Consider the following 16,938-nt stretch of genomic DNA (forward strand, 5'->3'; position numbering starts at 1 on the left):
ACCCACCGTATGCACATAAAAGCAATATTTATTTGCACGAAAATGCATAAAAAAGTGAAAAATGCTTGTGATTAAGCGCTACCAAAATTATTCTAAGGGTGTTAAATGATCAATTAAGTTTAGGAGAGATGCTGAATGAGTTTATTTTATCGACCGGAGAATGCGTGGGTGGGGGACTTGATCCCGTATTATGAAGATGGAACATTTTATGCGTATTATCTGCATGATCCAAGAATCATCGAGGGGAAATATGCAGAAGAAACCACGTGGCATTTGGCGACAACCAAAGACTTTGTCCAGGTGGATTATCAAGGAGAAGCAATCAAACGGGGAACGAAGGAATCTTACAACCTCAATAATTACACAGGTTCAATCATTAAAGACGCTCAAGGCAAGTACCATGCTTTTTATACTGCTTTTAATGAGAACAAGCCTTTTGTAAATGGAAAGAGCGTCCAGCTAGTCATGAAAGCGGTCGGCGAAAGCTTGTACGAGCTCGAGACAGACCCGAATTTTCTATTTCCGTCTGACGGGAAAATCTATGAAGAGTTTGACTGGCGCGATCCTTTCGTTTTTTGGGTAGAGGAGGAGCAATGCTACTTCATGTTGCTGGCATCTAGACGTCAAGGGGCGGGAGATCTGAGAGGCGGCTGCATCTCTTTGTCGAAGTCAAAGGATTTGGAGACTTGGGAATATTGCGAACCATTCTATGATCCGAAGATGTACATCACGATGGAGTGTCCAGAGGTCTTTAAGATGGAGGAGTACTGGTATTTAGTATTTTCAACATTTTCAGACCGCTTTACGACACATTATCGTTACGCAAAAAGCTTAGAGGGGCCGTGGATCATACCAGCAGACGACGTGTTTGATACACGCGCCAACTATGCGATCAAAACAGCTTCAGATGGAGAAAGAAGAATTGCCTTTGGCTGGGTCGCGACAAAAGAAGGAGAGACGGACTTTGGTCCCTGGGACTGGGGAGGAACGATGATTTTCCACGAATTGATCCAAAATCCTAAGACTGGTGAACTGAAGGCTGTGATGATTGATTCGGTTGGCGAATTCTTTGAAGAAAAATCGGAGATATCCGCACCAGTCTTTTATAATGATCATAGTAATGATAAAAACAAGGTCGCAAGCGACACGTTAGGAGCCATGCTGTTCGATAGTCCATCCGACACTTTTTCAGTGACAGTGGATTTTGATGTTTTGAAGGCAAAAGAGTTTGGAATTGCCCTTCATGTGGATGAAGGGATGGAAACGGGCTATTTCCTACGGATGCTACCGGAACAACATCTGATCGCGTGGGATCTGTGGCCGCGAGCTGAAAAGGGCGAGTATCAGTGGCAGATCAAAGGAGATATTCCCTATCAAGTGGAGACAAGCCGGCTTCTGCCGAAAGCGTCACGCTATCGTGTCCGCGTGTTGCGAGAAGGAAGTATGTGTGTCGTCTATGTGAACGACGAGATTGCGTTATCGACGAGATTATACAATCACAGCGGAAAAAAAGTAGGGGTTTACGTGGTTCAAGGGGAAGTAGTGTTGCATGAGATCGAGATAAAAGAATAGGAGTTGTTTCTTCCATGATAAGAAAAGTTGGAGTTTTGGTTAGTCTTTTAGGCGTTCTTTTTATGGTAACAGCCTGTGGAGGGGAAAAAGAAGATGCCTCCACTACGACGGTCAAATGGCTGACTTCTCGACCAGTCGGCGGGGCAATCGACGAGACCATGCGGGAAATCGCCGATCAGTACAGCAAGGAGAAAGGCGGGAAGTGGAAAATTGATTTTGAAACCACGGCAGACAGACCTTCGTATTTACAGAAATTAAAAACATTGGTTGCCGGCAACAACATGCCGGATATCATTGACACCGATCCAGACCTTTACGCAAAAGAGCTTGTCAAAGCAGGGAAGCTCGTAGATATGAAAAAATTTCTGCAAAAGAACGACTACTATCAGAACTTTTACCCGACAGCATTAAAATACCAAGAATTTTCGGATGGTTCGATGTACACGCTCCCACTGGAATACCATGTCGAAATGATCTGGTACAACAAAAAATTGTTTTCTCAACACGGAATCAGTGTTCCGAAAACCTTCGATCAATGGTTAGCGGCATGTAAAAAACTGAAAGAAGCAGGGGTGACGCCAATCTCTGTAGATGGGATCGATCGCTGGCCAGTTCAACGCTATTTGGCGATGCCTGCCTTCAGACAAACAGGAAATCAGTTTATTGAGAATCTGAGTCAAGGAAAAGAAAAAATGTCTAGTCAAACGGGTGTTGATTCAGTCAAGTTTGTAAAAGAGATCGGGCAATACTTCAATGAAGGGTTTTCTGCCACCGATTACGCGACAGCACAATCCATGTTTTTAGATGGAAAATCAGCGATGTATTATATCGGTGACTGGGAGATTGGCGCCATGCAGGAGAAATACGACGCGGGCGAAATTGATTATTTCTATATGCCGACAACGAAGGACAGTGTGACAGCAGCCAATGAATTTTGTGTAAACTCTGGAATCGGTATGGCCTTCAACGCAGAAACTTTCGATGAAAAGACGAAGGATTTCCTCCTCTATGTGCTGGATCATTATGCAGATATCTACACGAAAAAAATGCAGATGTCTCCAATTAAAACGGAGTTGCCAAAAGATGTCGATTATTCAAGTTTGTATTTGAGAATCCGAAAAGATATGGACAATACCGGGGAGCAATTTATGAAGCCATGGGATACCTATCTGGATTCTTCAACGAATACGATCGTTCAGGACAACTTGCTGCTTGTAGGATCGGGAGACATGAAAATTCAAGATTTTGTCAAAATGATCGATGATTCAATCAAAGTGAACGTCACAGATCAATAATGGAGGGGAAAATATGGGTGTTTTACGTGATAAGAAAGCATTTTTCGTTTTTCTGATGCCTGGCTTGCTGTTCTATCTGCTCTCTGTTTTTTATCCAATCACGGAGTCGCTTCGTTTAAGTTTTATTAAATGGAACGGCATCACTCCGCAACAATTTGTTGGGTTGGATAATTACAAGCGGCTTTTTCAAGACCCGGTGTTTTATAAAGCATTAATCAATAATTTAATTTATTTAGTGATCGTTGTCATTATTCAATTGTCGATTGGGTTACTATTTGCGGTATTGCTGACGTACTTAAAAAAACGGGCGAATTTAGTCAAGACGCTCTATTATGTTCCATGTATCGTTACGACAGTCGCCATCGCGCAACTCTTCAGAAGTATTTATTCAACACAGCCAGAAGGCTTGCTGAATCAGATGTTATCGGCAGTAGGGTTAGGAGGACTGGCGACTTCTTGGTTGACGAATTTGAATACGGTGCTAGGTGCCGTCTCGATTCCCGAAGGCTGGCGCTTCATCGGAATGTATATGGTCATCTTTTATGCAGCCCTCGTCTCATTAGATGAATCAGTGTATGAAGCAGCGAAAATCGATGGCGCTACAGAACTGCAAATCCTCTTCAAAATCAAGATTCCCATGATCAAAGACATTCTGCTGCTCACCTTTACGATGTGCTTGACAGGTGCTCTGAGAGGGTTTGATATTCCTTACTTGCTGACAAACGGCGGTCCAGGGAATGCAAGCGAATTAATGTCCACATATATGTACAAACAGGCCTTTACCAATAACCAGTATGGATATGGGAGCGCCTTGGCCGTCTTTATCATTATAGAAAGTGTCTTGATCATCTTTATTCTAAGAAAAATATTTGAAAATTACGATGTGAAGGCGCAGAAAAAGGCAGCGAAGCAGGCACTGGCATTAAGTAAACGCAAAAATAACAAAGAAGGGCGTGTGGCGTAATGAAAGAGAAGGCAATAAAGTACTTGTTTATCCTTTTATTGATCGTCTTTTTGATCATACAGATCTACCCTGTGATCTGGCTGTTCATTGCAAGTTTGAAAGACTCCGTAGAACTATCGACGACGCCATTCTCATTGCCGAAAGCTGTGACATTTGAGAATTATAAAAATGTTCTGGGAGACGGTGTCATAGGTGGTTATATGTGGAACAGTTTGAAGATCACCATGATCTCGCTGGTGCTGATCCTCGTATTAAGTGCAACGATCGGCTTCGCGTTATCAAAATTTCGCTATAAACACAGCAAAAAGATCTATTCATTTTTCATGTTCGGCATCATGGTGCCTGTCCAAATCACACTGATTCCATTGTTCATTTTTTATAGCAAAATCGGGATCTTAAATACCAGTATGGCGATGGTCCTGCCGCAAGTCGGATTTGCATTGCCGCTCTCTGTCATGATGTTTGTCAATTTCTACAGTTTTGTTCCTGATGAACTGATTGAGGCCGGGATCGTAGACGGCTGTTCACCGTATCGGGTCTTTTTACAAATCGTCGCACCGTTGGCGAGAAATACGATGATCACGATCGCTTCAATGTACAGTATTTTGATCTGGAACGACTTCATATTTGCCAATACATTTATCAGCGATTCTTCTGCCAAAACCATCACCATGGGCTTAAAGGATTACGTGGGCGCGTTTGGAAATGTGGATTGGGGCGCGACCTACGCGGCGATATCGATCGCCATTTTGCCACCAATCTTGATTTACTTCTCGCTGAATAAATGGGTGACTTCGGGTATGACTGCTGGCGCGACGAAAGGATAGCTTATGGAGAACAAAGCAAATCAATATATCGAAACAAATAGAGCGTTGGCCGTAAGAAGCTCCCAACAGCCTATCCTTCACTTTACACCGTCGTTAGGATGGATGAATGATCCAAATGGATTGATCTTCTTCAAAGGAGAATATCATCTGTTTTATCAATACCACCCCTACCAAACAAAATGGCATCAAATGTATTGGGGCCACGCGGTAAGCCACGATCTAATCACTTGGCAGGAGCTGCCGATTGCTTTGGCACCCTCTGAGGTATACGAAGATAGCCCGGAAGGCGGGTGCTTTTCGGGAACAGCGATAGAACACGAAGGCACGCTTTATCTATTCTATACAGCCGTCGCGAAAAATGCGGCAGGGCAACTGGTCCAAAAGCAATGCGTCGCAATGAGCGAGGACGGCCGGCATTTTTCAAAATACAAAAACAACCCCATCCTTCAAAACGATTCTCTCGGAAAGGAGAATCCTCATTTTAGAGATCCTAAAGTGTGGCAAAAAGATCATACCTTCTACATGCTTGTCGGTGTTAGTCAAGACAACGTTGGGAAGTTGGTTCTCTACCGATCAGAGAATCTTTTAGAGTGGACACTGATGGGGGTCGCCTTTGAAGAACCCAATGCGTGGATGCTGGAATGTCCAGATTTTTACGAATTAGATGGCAAGGACGTATTGACCTTTTCACCAGTAGGAATAAAAGGCGAATATTCGAGTTATTTGATTGGTCGCCTGGATTACGAGAAGGGGCGATTCCAAGTAGAATCGAGGGGCATTCTTGATTATGGCGTTGATTTTTATGCGCCTCAGACCTTTCTAACACCAGAGGGGGAACGGTATGTTATCGGCTGGCAAAACGGTTGGGAATGGATGGATGAGTGGAACGGCTTCGGTGAATTAACAGAAAATAGCTGGTGTGGTGCGATGAGCATACCAAGAAAAGTCATACGAAAAGACGATCGGCTGCACGCTTTATTACCAAAGGAAATCGCGCAATTGAAAGCGGCAGAGACGGTCATTTATGATACACAAACCGATGGATACCAAAAGTCCGTTCCCATGATTCAAAAGCCTACGCTCATCGAATTGTCGCTGGAAACAGGAGAAACACCGATCACGCTGATGTTTAAGGATAAACGAACAGGACAGACAGACACGTTCACCATTAAGAAACACCTAGGTTACCATTCTGAGGGTAATCCTTTGGGAAGAAAGGATATCACGCTGCCGCTTTCCAGTAGAAGTAAGACCCTCAAGATTCTGCTGGATCTATATGCTATAGAAGTCTTTGATGAGGACGAAGGAACGGTATTAAGCGTGAATAGCTTTTTCAAAGGCACGCTCGCTCGCGATTTTTCCTTCAGCTGCAGCGAAAAAGGGCGGCTCAAACAGGTGGTAGTAACAGAACTGAATGGAAAACAAATGATCAAGAGATCTGTGAAGGGGTAGATGAAAGATGTTTGGAAGTATCGAAGCAGGAGGAACGAAATTTGTCTGTGCGGTAGCAACGGATGACTTAGAGATCGTGAAGCGGGACAGCTTCCCCACCACGAAGCCTGAAGAAACCATGAAAGCTGTCCTCGAATTTTTTTCGCCATATAGAGAAACGCTGAAAGGAATAGGCATCGGTTCATTCGGTCCCATTGATATTCAGCACGAATCGCCAACCTATGGCTACATCACTTCTACACCAAAATTGGACTGGCAGCAGTTTGACTTTGTGGGAAAAGTGAAGAAGGCTTTTCCTATACCAGTTGCTTGGACCACGGACGTGAATGCAGCCGCCTATGGAGAATCTGTTTTTGGGAATGGCAAGGGACGGTCGAGCATCGTTTATTATACGATCGGAACCGGCATCGGGGGCGGCGCACTGCAATACGGACGCTTTATCGAAGGATTTAGCCATCCAGAAATGGGGCATATGCTGGTGAATCGACATCCAGCGGACACATACGAGGGAAATTGTCCGTTCCATAAAAATTGCTTAGAGGGTATGGCTTCCGGTCCAGCGATCGAAAAAAGAGCTGGGAAAAAGGGGCAAGACTTGAGTGAAGAAGATGCGCAATGGGAGCTGGAAGCCTATTACCTTGCTCAATGTGCCTACAATACGACACTAATGCTTTCACCTGATGTCATTATTTTTGGTGGAGGTGTCATGAAGCAACGCCAAGTGTTAGAGAAAATGAAGGCAGCCTTCAAAGAATTGTTGAAGGATTATGTGGAGGTACCAGAACTCAATCAATACCTTGTGCTTCCGAAATTAGGAGATAACGCGGGAACGTACGGGTGTCTGGCATTAGCAAAAGAACAGCAGCTGCATTCTTAATAGGAAAGAAAAGGGTGAACACATATGACAGAACTAAGTTTAAAACATATTCATAAGAAATACGACAATGCAGAAACGTATTCAGTGACTGATTTTGATTTAGAGATCAAGGACAAAGAATTTATTGTGTTTGTTGGGCCATCAGGCTGCGGGAAATCCACGACCTTGCGCATGATCGCCGGGTTAGAAGATATCTCTGAGGGAGATTTTACGATTGATGGTCAGCGGATGAATGATGTAGCTCCCAAAGACCGAGACATCGCCATGGTCTTTCAGAATTATGCGCTGTACCCTCATATGACTGTTTTTGATAACATGGCGTTTGGCTTAAAGCTTCGTAAATACGATAAAAGTGAAATCGCGAAACGAGTCGAAAACGCCGCCGAAATATTAGGGCTTTCAGACTATTTGTATCGAAAACCAGCGGCGCTATCTGGTGGACAAAGACAGCGTGTTGCTCTTGGAAGAGCGATCGTCCGTGACGCACGAGTCTTTTTGATGGATGAGCCATTATCGAATTTGGATGCTAAGTTGAGAGTATCGATGCGTGCTGAGATCGCCAAATTGCATCAACGGTTAGAGACGACAACGATTTACGTGACCCATGACCAGACCGAAGCAATGACCATGGCCGACCGAATCGTCATCATGAAAGACGGCGTGATTCAGCAAGTCGGCTCGCCGCAAGAAGTCTATAACACGCCCGTGAATGTTTTCGTGGCAGGATTTATTGGTTCGCCAGCAATGAATTTCTTTCATGTAACATTGAAAGATGGGGTGCTGACGAATCATCATGGCTTAAAGCTGCGGATACCTGAAGGGAAGAATAAAGTATTAAAAGAAAAAGGCTATGAAGGAAAAGAAGTGATATTTGGGATTCGTCCAGAAGACATCCATGGCGAACAAATCGCTCTTGATACTGCCCCTCAATCAACCGTCCGTGCGCAAGTGGTCGTTTCAGAGCTGCTAGGGGCAGAAACGATGCTTTACTCCGTCATCGGTGACACCGAGTTTGTGGCAAAAGTGGATGCGAGAAATTTCCATGAACCGGGAACCTCTGTCGATTTAGCCTTTGATCTAAACAAAGGAAATTTCTTCGATAAAGAAACCGAAGCAGTCATCAAACTGCCATAATAATGAAATCCAGCGTTTTATCTCTGAAAAATGAGAGGAAACGCTGTTTTTTTGTCCCTGATTCTGGACTTAGGTCCATAAGGAGTGGCTACTATTGAATCGTTCGTAGTAACCTATTACAGTTAGAACAAAGACTGAAAGGAGGAAGTTCATGTTTTGGAAAAAGGAAAAAATAGATGCCCCGATTAGCGGACAGTTTCTGGCGTTGAGTGAGGTCGAAGACGATGTATTTTCCAGTGAGATGATGGGTCAAGGTTTTGCTATTGAGCCGACCACTGAGACAATCGTCGCTCCTGCTAACGGAGAGGTGATCAGTACGAATACGGACATGCGTCATGCGATAGGGCTGCGTTTGAAAAATGGGTGCGAAGCCTTGATCCATGTTGGAATCGACACCGTATCCTTAAAAAATCAAGGCTTTTCTGTTTTTGTGAAGGAAGGTCAAACGATCAAGAAAGGGGAGCCGCTGCTCAAGTTTGATGGTCAGGTCATTAAGGATGCTGGATTGAAAGATACGGTGATTTTCATTGTAACAGATGCCAACGGGCGATCGTTGGAGATACCGACAGACTTGAAGAAAGTAGAGGCTGGGAAGACAACCGTGCTGCTCTTCAAATAGAAAATGTGGATCTTTATTTGAAACTCGTTATTAAAAACAGATATTTTCTAGTTTTGGTTCCTATTCTTGGACTTGGGTCCAAAGCGCCAGCGAAGGATTGTAACGGGTTTCATAAGTTGTTACTCTGGGGTTAAGAGATACGTATACTTAATAAAAGGAATGGAGAGAAACAATGAAAAGTAAATTTTCTCAGACGATGCAAGACTTTTCTAGAGCAGTGATCGTTCCAGTGAAATTCATGGCGGTAATGGGCTTGTTCTTGGCAGTATCTGTTATTTTACAATTAGAATTTATGCCAAGTGTACTGCAAACATTCGGTGGCCTAATAAAAACAATGATGGATAGTATGTTGAATAATCTCGCACTTATTTTTTGTGTAGGCATATCGGCTTCTTTGGCTAAAAAGAAAAAGGTTGAAGCGGCCTTGATCTCATTGATCGCCTTTTTATTCTTTCTAGCTGCAAATAATGCTTGGCTGACGCTGACGAATCAACTGGCTGAGGCAGGGGAGATGGGCTTGTTTGGAACAGGTCAAGCAGTCGTCTTAGGGTTTCAAGTGGTAGATATGAATGTCTTTTTAGGAATGTTGGTTGGCTGTCTCGTGGCATTTATCCATAATCGTTTTTCTGAGAAAGAGTTTGTCGATTTCTTGAGTATTTATGGCGGCTCGCGGCTCTCCTTCATGATCCTCATTCCAGTCATTTTAGGAACAGCAATTGGGATGAGCTATCTATGGCCAGTCGTGAATGGCTGGATCTCTTCATTGTCAGGCTTCATCTTGACGACGGGGTTATTGGGCGTGTTCATCTACTCATTCGGAAATCGCTTCTTGATACCGACAGGGCTGCATCATTTGTTGTGGATGCCTTTTTGCTTCACTGCTTTAGGCGGGACTGCGGAGATTGGCGGTCAAGTCTACAATGGAGCAGCGAATATTTTCTACGCTGAAATGGCCAATGCCGGATCGATCACTAGCTTGGACCCGTCCTTGCGCTTTGCCACTTTCGGATTTGTGAAAATCTTTGGCTCGATCGCGGTTTCTCTCGCCTTGATCCACTGTGCTCAAAAGCATCGCAAGGAAGAGGTGAAGGGAATGATTCTGCCTTCGATGTTCGTTGCAGCGGTGGCGGGGATCACAGAACCATTAGATTTTTCCTTTTTGTTTGCATCGCCATTGTTGTGGCTTGTTCACAGTCTGTTAACGGCCGTTTCAGAGACGATCCTTTGGGGTATCGGCGCCAGAACCTACATGCTGTATGGCTTGATCGATACGGTCGTATCCAACTCGGTCTTCAGTCCCTCTGTGACGAAGTTTTATTTAGTCATCATCGTCGGTATCATAATGTCTGTGGTTTGGTATTTCGTTTTTGTACTATTGATCAAAAAATTGAATATTCAAACACCGGGTCGGGAAGCTGTTCTGTCAGAAGCGGCTGTTGTAGTGGATGGATCAGAAGGGGAACAGACTCTTAACAGTAGTGATGATTTTGAGGACGTTGTCGCCGGCTTAGGCGGAAGAGAGAACATTGAAAGTATTTCTAATTGTTTTACTCGGTTACGTGTGACCGTGAAGGATGAAGCGTTGGTGGATTCCTCTCGATTAGAACAAATCTCCCAGCAAAAGGGCATTGTATTGAATGGTACCAATGTTCAAGTCATCATCGGCATGGGCGTACAGAGCTTTAAAGAAGACATCTGTGAACGGTTAGGGATGAATGAATCTTAAAAAAAGAACGTTTAACAAGTGAAAGGAAGAGAAGAATGAAGTTAGAAAAACAGTCCGTTGTCATTGCAGGCGGAGGAAGCACTTATACCGCGGGCATCGTCATGATGCTGATTGAAAATCAGGAGAAATTCCCTTTGCGTCAATTAAAATTTTATGACAATGACGAAGAACGTCAAAGTATCGTCGCCAAAGCGTGTGAAGTGATCGTGAAGGAACGTGCGCCTGAAATCGAGTTTTTAGCCACAACTGATCCAAAAGAAGCCTTTACCGATGTTGATTTTGTCATGGCGCATATTCGCGTGGGTGGATTGTCTATGCGAGAAAAAGATGAAAAAATACCACTAAAATATGGGGTCGTCGGTCAAGAAACCTGCGGACCGGGCGGGATGGCCTATGGTATGCGGTCGATTCCTGGCGTGGTGGAGCTGATCGATTATATGGAAACCTATTCACCGAATGCGTGGATGCTCAACTATTCCAATCCAGCAGCGATCGTAGCGGAAGCGACAAGACGAATGCGTCCAAACGCCAAAATCATCAATATTTGCGATATGCCCGTCGCCATCAAAAAATCCATTGCGGAAATCGTCGGTCTTGAGAACGAAAGTGACATCGTTGATCGTTATTATGGCTTGAATCATTTCGGCTGGTGGACTGAGATGACAGACAAACAAGGCAATGATCTCATGCCAAAATTAAAAGAGCACCTAGTAAATTACGGATATGCGGCAGCCGGCGGTGAAGAAAATCCTTTATTGGAAGAAAGTAGTTGGATGGACACCTTCCAAAAAGCCAAAGATGTCTACGCTGTCGATCCGACGACGGTACCCAACACGTATCTAAAATATTACTTATACCCCGATTATGTCGTCGCTCACGCCGATCCAAACTACACACGAGCCAACGAAGTCATGGATAATCGTGAGAAAAACGTCTTTGCGGAGTGTGAACGGATCGCTGCTGCTCAAACAGCAGAGGACACGACCATTGAAGCTGGAGAACACGCTGAATTCATCGTGCAATTAGCAGGCGCACTTGCCTACAATACCTATGAACGAATGCTTTTAATCGTTAAAAATGAAGGCGCGATCGCGAATTTGGACGATGACGCGATGGTGGAAGTCCCATGTCTCGTAAGCAAGCGCGGTTATGAACCGTTATGCATGGGGAAAATCCCGCATTTCCAAAAAGGGATGATCGAGCAGCAGGTCGCAGTCGAAAAATTAGTGGTAGATGCCTTTGAGGAACATTCATATCAAAAATTATGGCAAGCCATGACACTATCTAAGACTGTTCCTTCAGCCTCGGTAGCTAAACAAATTTTAGATGAGATGATCGAAGCAAATGGCGAATGGTGGCCAAAATTAACATAAGCGCCGTTCAGAAAAGTATTGATGGTTGGAAACGATCATTGATACTTTTTTTCTTTTCAAACAGGATTAGGGCATTGCGTTCCTTTTTTTGTCAGGTAGAATAAGAAGAAAACGGAAAGGAGAAGGCCGATGCTTTTTTCTGATATTGTCAATCAACATTACGATAACTTAAACGACGGGGACCTTCAGATGGTCAAATGGATCAATGCCAATCTCAACGAAGTCCCCGCCATGGGAACCAATGAATTTGCGAAAATCTGCCACTCCTCAAAATCCTCCGTCATTCGTTTTACACAAAAATTGGGCTTTACAGGTTTCAGTGAACTACGAAATTTTTTAAAATGGCAAAGTAATCCAAACGATGCTGCGAAAGAAGGCCTTTTTAAAAATAGAATTTTTGCTGACGCAAAACGGACGATCACCTATCTCGAGGACAACAACTGGGAAACCATTTACCGTTCGCTAGAGCGTAGCCGAAACGTTTATTTATTAGGTACTGGCGTTACCCAGCAAAACCAAGCGGCAGAATTGCAGCGTCTCCTACTGTTGATCGGAAAGCCAGCCCAAATGATCCCGGCCTCTTCACAATCCAACGAATTCAAACGCATCATGGAAAATATCAACGAAGAAGATTTGATCTTTGTACTGTCATTGTCCGGTGAAAATCAGCATCTTCTTAATGTACTGAATGTTCTCTCCACCCACCGAGCCACCATCGTCTCCATCACGAATATGCAGAACAATGTCTTGTCCGGCCGCTCTGATCACTCCTTGTACGCCTCAAGTAGTCGTAGTCCAAACCCCAACGATTGGTGGCTTCAGACCGCCTCTTCTTTCTTTCTAGTGATCGAAGCCTTTGCTTTTGGGTACATGGATTATTGTCGAAGGGATAGTGATTGATACAGGAATGAGAGCCTGTTAATCTCAAATTATTCAATTGAAATAGCCGTAAAACAAGCTTATTTGCTGAAGAAAAAGCTTGCGAAGTTGGATAGTTCCATACCTGTTTATACAGGTAGCTTAAAGCAAACGATCGAGACTGCGGAATTGAGCTTTCCAAACCACCCGAAATTCCATTTGCCGGAGTTGGATGAAAAAGATTTTGGCTTATGGGAGGGCCTAAGTGCAGACCAAATAAACCAAAGGTATCCTGTCGTATGGCAGCGATGGTTGGCGGCATTCGTATCATTCAGAATGCTTTCCGAAAGATAATTTCTGAGACATCCAGCTCCATCAGGACAACTATACCGAACTACATGTGACAAACGGAACCTTTACTCGAATCTTTTCCAATGAGTAGACGAAGGCCGATCAAAGTATGCGCCACAAATAAGCTCGATACCGATTAGAAACGCTGATCGGTATTTTTTATGCGGACTCCCATTCTCGAAATTTAACAGATCTCTGCCAGCATCGGTCAAACAAAATAGTAGTGAAGTGTCGAGACGAATTATTTAGGCTGCCGTTTTTCTCGCCGTAACAGGCTGGAGAGGAGCCGTTTCCGCGATTTTGGCGGGGAATCCTTCGTTGGATAGGCTGAAAGCGCCTCTCTCGTCGTCTCGCTTCCGCTATTTTTAACGGATTCCGCAGGTAATGCGGGTAAAGTTTCGCTGGATGATAGCTGATGCAAAGGAACAGTTGGCAGTGTAACAGTCGGAAAGTCGGGCTGATTCTCGTGATTCTCCGCAAACGCAGGCAGTCCCACAGTATCCACGCGTTTACTCGAAGCACAGCACGTCGCATCTGTCGGTACTTCTGCTTCCTCCGAAGGATCTGTCGTTCGGTCAAAAATCTCGTGTTCGATCGTCGTCACGATCTTCGCAGTGACGACGGAATCAAAAAGCTTCACACCGTCCTGTTCAAAAATATCTAGGCTGGTCAATAATTCACAGGCTTCTTTGATGGTTTCCGCGGGCAAGTCGGTGTCAATGTCCTTATAGGTCCATTTGTGCTGTTTGCCGTGTTCGTTCGCAAATGTTGCGACTAATTTGTGTTTCATCGTCTCATATCCTTTCTCTGTCGGGTCGGGGGTATACTCAAAGGTCGCATACTCGAGGCTCGGTGTTCTGTCGTTTCGTCAGGGCGGTCAGTCGAAAGGAAAGAACGCAGCACTGCCACTGCCTTCTCGCCAAAATTCCGCAACGGGAATACCCGCAGCTTCAAGCTCCGCCATTCCGGTGCCATAAAATAGTCTTGGAAATAATAAAAGAATCGTTTCATCGTGCGCGTCGCTTTCGTCGTCAGAAATAGCTCGCGAATAAGATCCCGCAGAATATGCTTGAATTCCTGCGCGCCCAATGTGCAGCGAACACGCAAAGCCAATGCATACTGGATCGTCAAACTGCTGTTTTGCGTTTTGTAATAGTGCTCCGAGATTCGCTTCTCAAGATTCTTCGGCGTCATGGAAAAAAGCTGGCGGTGTGTCAAAAGTGTCTCAGTCATCGTATCGTCTCCTTTAATTTCGTATCAATTGATAAGTCCACCATAATGCACAAATCGGAAAAACGTCAAAACCGCCAATTTTGCATATTGCCCTCAAATTTGCACGAAAAAGCCCTCTCAATTTTTCCGAAAAGCTGATAAATCAACCTTTCGGAAAAAAATTCTTCTAAAAAACCTGCAAATTTGAGCCCCAAATGTAATTTTGGCGAATTCCTCGATTTTCTACTTTTCTATTGAAGGAAAAACATTTTTTAATACAACTGGGCAGGTCCAAGGCTTTGCGGACTCGCCATTGACAGATAAAGGGATCGAACAAGCGAAGCAGGTTGGTAAAGGGTTGAAAAATATCAAGTTTGATTTAGCTTATTCCAGTGATTTAGGACGTCAACGCAATACAGCGAAACAAATATTGGCGCAAAATGAAAACAAAAAGCCCAAGATTTTGGAGCATGATGGCTTCAAGGAGTGGAATTACGGCGGCTTTGAAGGTAAGACAAACGCTGAAATGTGGACACCTATCTTTGAAGCAAATGATTTAACGTTTGACGAGGAATGGACGGACTATGACAAACTGGTGAATACGTTAGGCGATGAAGGAGTAGCCGATGCCATTGCAGAGGCAGATTCATTAAAAGTAGCTGAAACGTATGAAGAAATCACTGAAAGAGGACAAGCAGCAATGGACAAAGTGATCGCTGACGCCAAAAAGAAAAAAGCGAAAAGGGTTCTGATCGTTTCTTCCGGTAGCATGATTCCTACTATACTTGAAATGGTGGTTCCTGGGGAATATAAAGGAGAAGCTATTGATAACTGTAGTGTCACTACACTCAAATATAAAGACAACCATTACTCCGTAGCTAAAATCAATGATACTCAATATGTAGAGTGAATTAAAACCACCCGTTCAGACGGGTGGTTTTAACTATTTTGTAAATCAACTATAAAATCCTGATGGCTCATTATTTGTGTCGATCATAATATTTTTTGTCTGGGAATAGGCGTCTAACATGGATTTATATGTTTCACGGCCAATTCCTGATTTTTTGTACCCGCCAAATGGTGCACCCGCAGGGATTTGATTGTACGTATTGACCCAGACGCGTCCTGTTTCTAACGCACGACTCACAGTTAATGCAGTGTTCAGATCCTTCGTCCAAACGCCGCCGCCTAAGCCGTAAATCGAATCATTGGCCATTTCGATAACTTCATCGATCTCATCAAACTTGATTACGACAGCTACTGGTCCAAAAATTTCTTCTTTAGCTACTCTCATATCATTTGTAACATTCGTAATCAGGGTAGGGGCAACAAAGCATCCTTTTTCCAATCCATTAGTATCAAGACGCGTACCACCAGCCTTGATAGCAGCACCTTCTTCTTTGGCAATGTCAATATATTTCAAAATAGTTTTGACTTGATTTTCATTGATTTGAGCCCCCATTTGAATGCCCTCTTCCCAAGGTAGCCCAACATTCACTTTGTTGAAAGCCTCCGCCAAATCCTTTACGAAACGATCATAAATACCAGATTGTACAAATATCCGTGAACCCGCACAACAAACTTGCCCTTGATTGAACAATATGCCTAATTGTGCTCCATCCAAAGCTTTTTCATAGGGCATGTCGTTGAAGAAGATATTGGCTGATTTACCACCTAGTTCCAAGGTTGCTGGCACTAAGCGTTTTGCGGCAGAAATGGCTACATTGTAACCAACCTCAGTAGATCCGGTAAATGCCAATTTATCGATTCCTTCGTGATGGAGCATATATTCTCCAGATTTAGATCCTTTCCCTGTAACAACATTTAAAACTCCAGGAGGCAATACCTCTTGGATCAACCGAGCAAACTCCAAAATGCTTAAAGAGGTGGTAGAAGAAGGGTGGATAATAATGGTATTTCCAGCAGCTAAAGCAGGAGCGATTTTCCATGCGGCCATCAGGAACGGGAAATTCCATGGAATGATTTGTCCCACTACACCGATGGGTTCTTTTAGATTAATTGTCAGTGTCGTTTCATCCAATTGCTGGGCAGTTCCTTCTTCTGAGCGTAAGACCCCGGCAAAGTAACGGAAGTGATCGGCCCCATATGGGATATCGATAGTTTGTGTTTCACGCAGAGGCTTGCCGTTATCTAATGTTTCCACTAGTGCTAGATGCTCCGCGTGTTCATCGATAATGTCAGCAATTTTTAAAAGAATCCGAGAGCGTTCTTCAATAGAGACCTTGCGCCATTCTTTTAAGGCGTTGTTAGCAGCAGTGACTGCTAAATCTACTTCATCATCTGTCGCATCTGTAAATTTTGCAAGACAGTCTCCATTTGCGGGATTTACTGCCAACAGTGCGCGTTCCGCGTCGTAGGCTGTCCATTTCCCATCTATAAATAAGCTATACTGATCCTTCAATTGTACCTTGTCATTCATGTAAATAGCCTTCCTTTCCTAATTAAAATTAAATAGTTTCCAATAGATACCTTCTCTAAAAACCTTCAATTCTAGTTGAGAGGTAAATTAATGGCTGGAGGATGCAAAAACATAGTCCATCTGTATGCTTAAAATTTAATAGTTAAATTTTATTTTCAATTTATTTAGTCTTGTTCTATTCCTTATTTTTATCTGACCGTAAAATAGAAAGAAATTGACGTCAAGAATCAGTCCTTCA

Annotated in this window: 15 protein-coding genes and 1 pseudogene; 13 read left to right on the forward strand and 3 right to left on the reverse strand. The window is 43.7% G+C overall.

The features are described 5' to 3' along the window. Positions 1-135 precede the first annotated feature (135 nt). From A5868_RS14870 to A5868_RS14925, 12 genes are all read left to right on the forward strand, one after another. Complete coding sequence (locus A5868_RS14870) at positions 136-1,572, forward strand: glycoside hydrolase family 32 protein (RefSeq protein ID WP_086304499.1); 1,437 nt, start codon at positions 136-138, stop codon at positions 1,570-1,572. Between the two features lie 14 nt (positions 1,573-1,586). Continuing rightward, complete coding sequence (locus tag A5868_RS14875) at positions 1,587-2,867, forward strand: ABC transporter substrate-binding protein (RefSeq protein WP_086304500.1); 1,281 nt, start codon at positions 1,587-1,589, stop codon at positions 2,865-2,867. A gap of 13 nt (positions 2,868-2,880) precedes the next feature. Then, positions 2,881-3,831 (forward strand): carbohydrate ABC transporter permease, encoded by a 951-nt coding sequence (locus A5868_RS14880; protein ID WP_010778666.1) that lies wholly within the window; start codon positions 2,881-2,883, stop codon positions 3,829-3,831. Beyond that, the gene (locus A5868_RS14885) at positions 3,831-4,658 is read left to right on the forward strand and encodes a carbohydrate ABC transporter permease (RefSeq protein WP_010778665.1); all 828 of its coding nucleotides are present in this window, start codon (positions 3,831-3,833) and stop codon (positions 4,656-4,658) included. Before A5868_RS14880 ends, A5868_RS14885 begins: the two co-directional genes overlap by 1 nt. Positions 4,659-4,661: 3 nt before the next feature. Next, positions 4,662-6,110 carry a glycoside hydrolase family 32 protein gene (locus A5868_RS14890; protein WP_086304501.1) on the forward strand — a complete coding sequence of 483 codons (1,449 nt, stop codon included), beginning with the start codon at positions 4,662-4,664 and terminating at the stop codon, positions 6,108-6,110. Positions 6,111-6,117: 7 nt separating this feature from the next. Beyond that, entirely contained in the window at positions 6,118-6,987 is an 870-nt protein-coding gene (locus A5868_RS14895; protein WP_086304502.1) for an ROK family protein, read from the forward strand. Between the two features lie 24 nt (positions 6,988-7,011). Beyond that, positions 7,012-8,121 carry an ABC transporter ATP-binding protein gene (locus tag A5868_RS14900; protein ID WP_086304503.1) on the forward strand — a complete coding sequence of 370 codons (1,110 nt, stop codon included), beginning with the start codon at positions 7,012-7,014 and terminating at the stop codon, positions 8,119-8,121. Between the two features lie 151 nt (positions 8,122-8,272). Beyond that, positions 8,273-8,740 carry a PTS sugar transporter subunit IIA gene (locus A5868_RS14905; protein WP_086304504.1) on the forward strand — a complete coding sequence of 156 codons (468 nt, stop codon included), beginning with the start codon at positions 8,273-8,275 and terminating at the stop codon, positions 8,738-8,740. Positions 8,741-8,912: 172 nt separating this feature from the next. Beyond that, positions 8,913-10,466, forward strand: coding sequence for a PTS transporter subunit EIIC (locus tag A5868_RS14910; RefSeq protein WP_086304505.1), 1,554 nt, complete (start codon positions 8,913-8,915; stop codon positions 10,464-10,466). Between the two features lie 35 nt (positions 10,467-10,501). After that, the gene (locus A5868_RS14915; RefSeq protein WP_086304506.1) at positions 10,502-11,839 is read left to right on the forward strand and encodes a 6-phospho-alpha-glucosidase; all 1,338 of its coding nucleotides are present in this window, start codon (positions 10,502-10,504) and stop codon (positions 11,837-11,839) included. A gap of 129 nt (positions 11,840-11,968) precedes the next feature. Further along, complete coding sequence (locus A5868_RS14920) at positions 11,969-12,739, forward strand: MurR/RpiR family transcriptional regulator (RefSeq protein ID WP_086304507.1); 771 nt, start codon at positions 11,969-11,971, stop codon at positions 12,737-12,739. A gap of 42 nt (positions 12,740-12,781) precedes the next feature. After that, positions 12,782-13,051, forward strand: coding sequence for a histidine phosphatase family protein (locus A5868_RS14925; protein ID WP_254908355.1), 270 nt, complete (start codon positions 12,782-12,784; stop codon positions 13,049-13,051). Positions 13,052-13,289: 238 nt separating this feature from the next. Here the strand turns inward: A5868_RS14925 and A5868_RS14930 are convergent, their stop codons facing one another. Then, the gene (locus A5868_RS14930) at positions 13,290-13,838 is read right to left on the reverse strand and encodes a DUF2922 domain-containing protein (protein WP_086304509.1); all 549 of its coding nucleotides are present in this window, start codon (positions 13,836-13,838) and stop codon (positions 13,290-13,292) included. Positions 13,839-13,903: 65 nt separating this feature from the next. Next, a pseudogene (locus A5868_RS14935) lies at positions 13,904-14,281 on the reverse strand (hypothetical protein); the annotation flags it as partial. Between the two features lie 202 nt (positions 14,282-14,483). On the opposite strand from A5868_RS14935, the gene A5868_RS14940 reads away from it, so the two are divergent. Further along, positions 14,484-15,170 (forward strand): histidine phosphatase family protein, encoded by a 687-nt coding sequence (locus A5868_RS14940; protein WP_254908328.1) that lies wholly within the window; start codon positions 14,484-14,486, stop codon positions 15,168-15,170. Positions 15,171-15,215: 45 nt separating this feature from the next. Here the strand turns inward: A5868_RS14940 and A5868_RS14945 are convergent, their stop codons facing one another. Further along, positions 15,216-16,700 carry an aldehyde dehydrogenase family protein gene (locus A5868_RS14945; protein WP_086304512.1) on the reverse strand — a complete coding sequence of 495 codons (1,485 nt, stop codon included), beginning with the start codon at positions 16,698-16,700 and terminating at the stop codon, positions 15,216-15,218. Positions 16,701-16,938 lie beyond the last annotated feature (238 nt).

Source organism: Enterococcus sp. 12F9_DIV0723 (assembly GCF_002174375.1).
Classification (GTDB): Bacteria; Bacillota; Bacilli; order Lactobacillales; family Enterococcaceae; genus Enterococcus_A; species Enterococcus_A gilvus.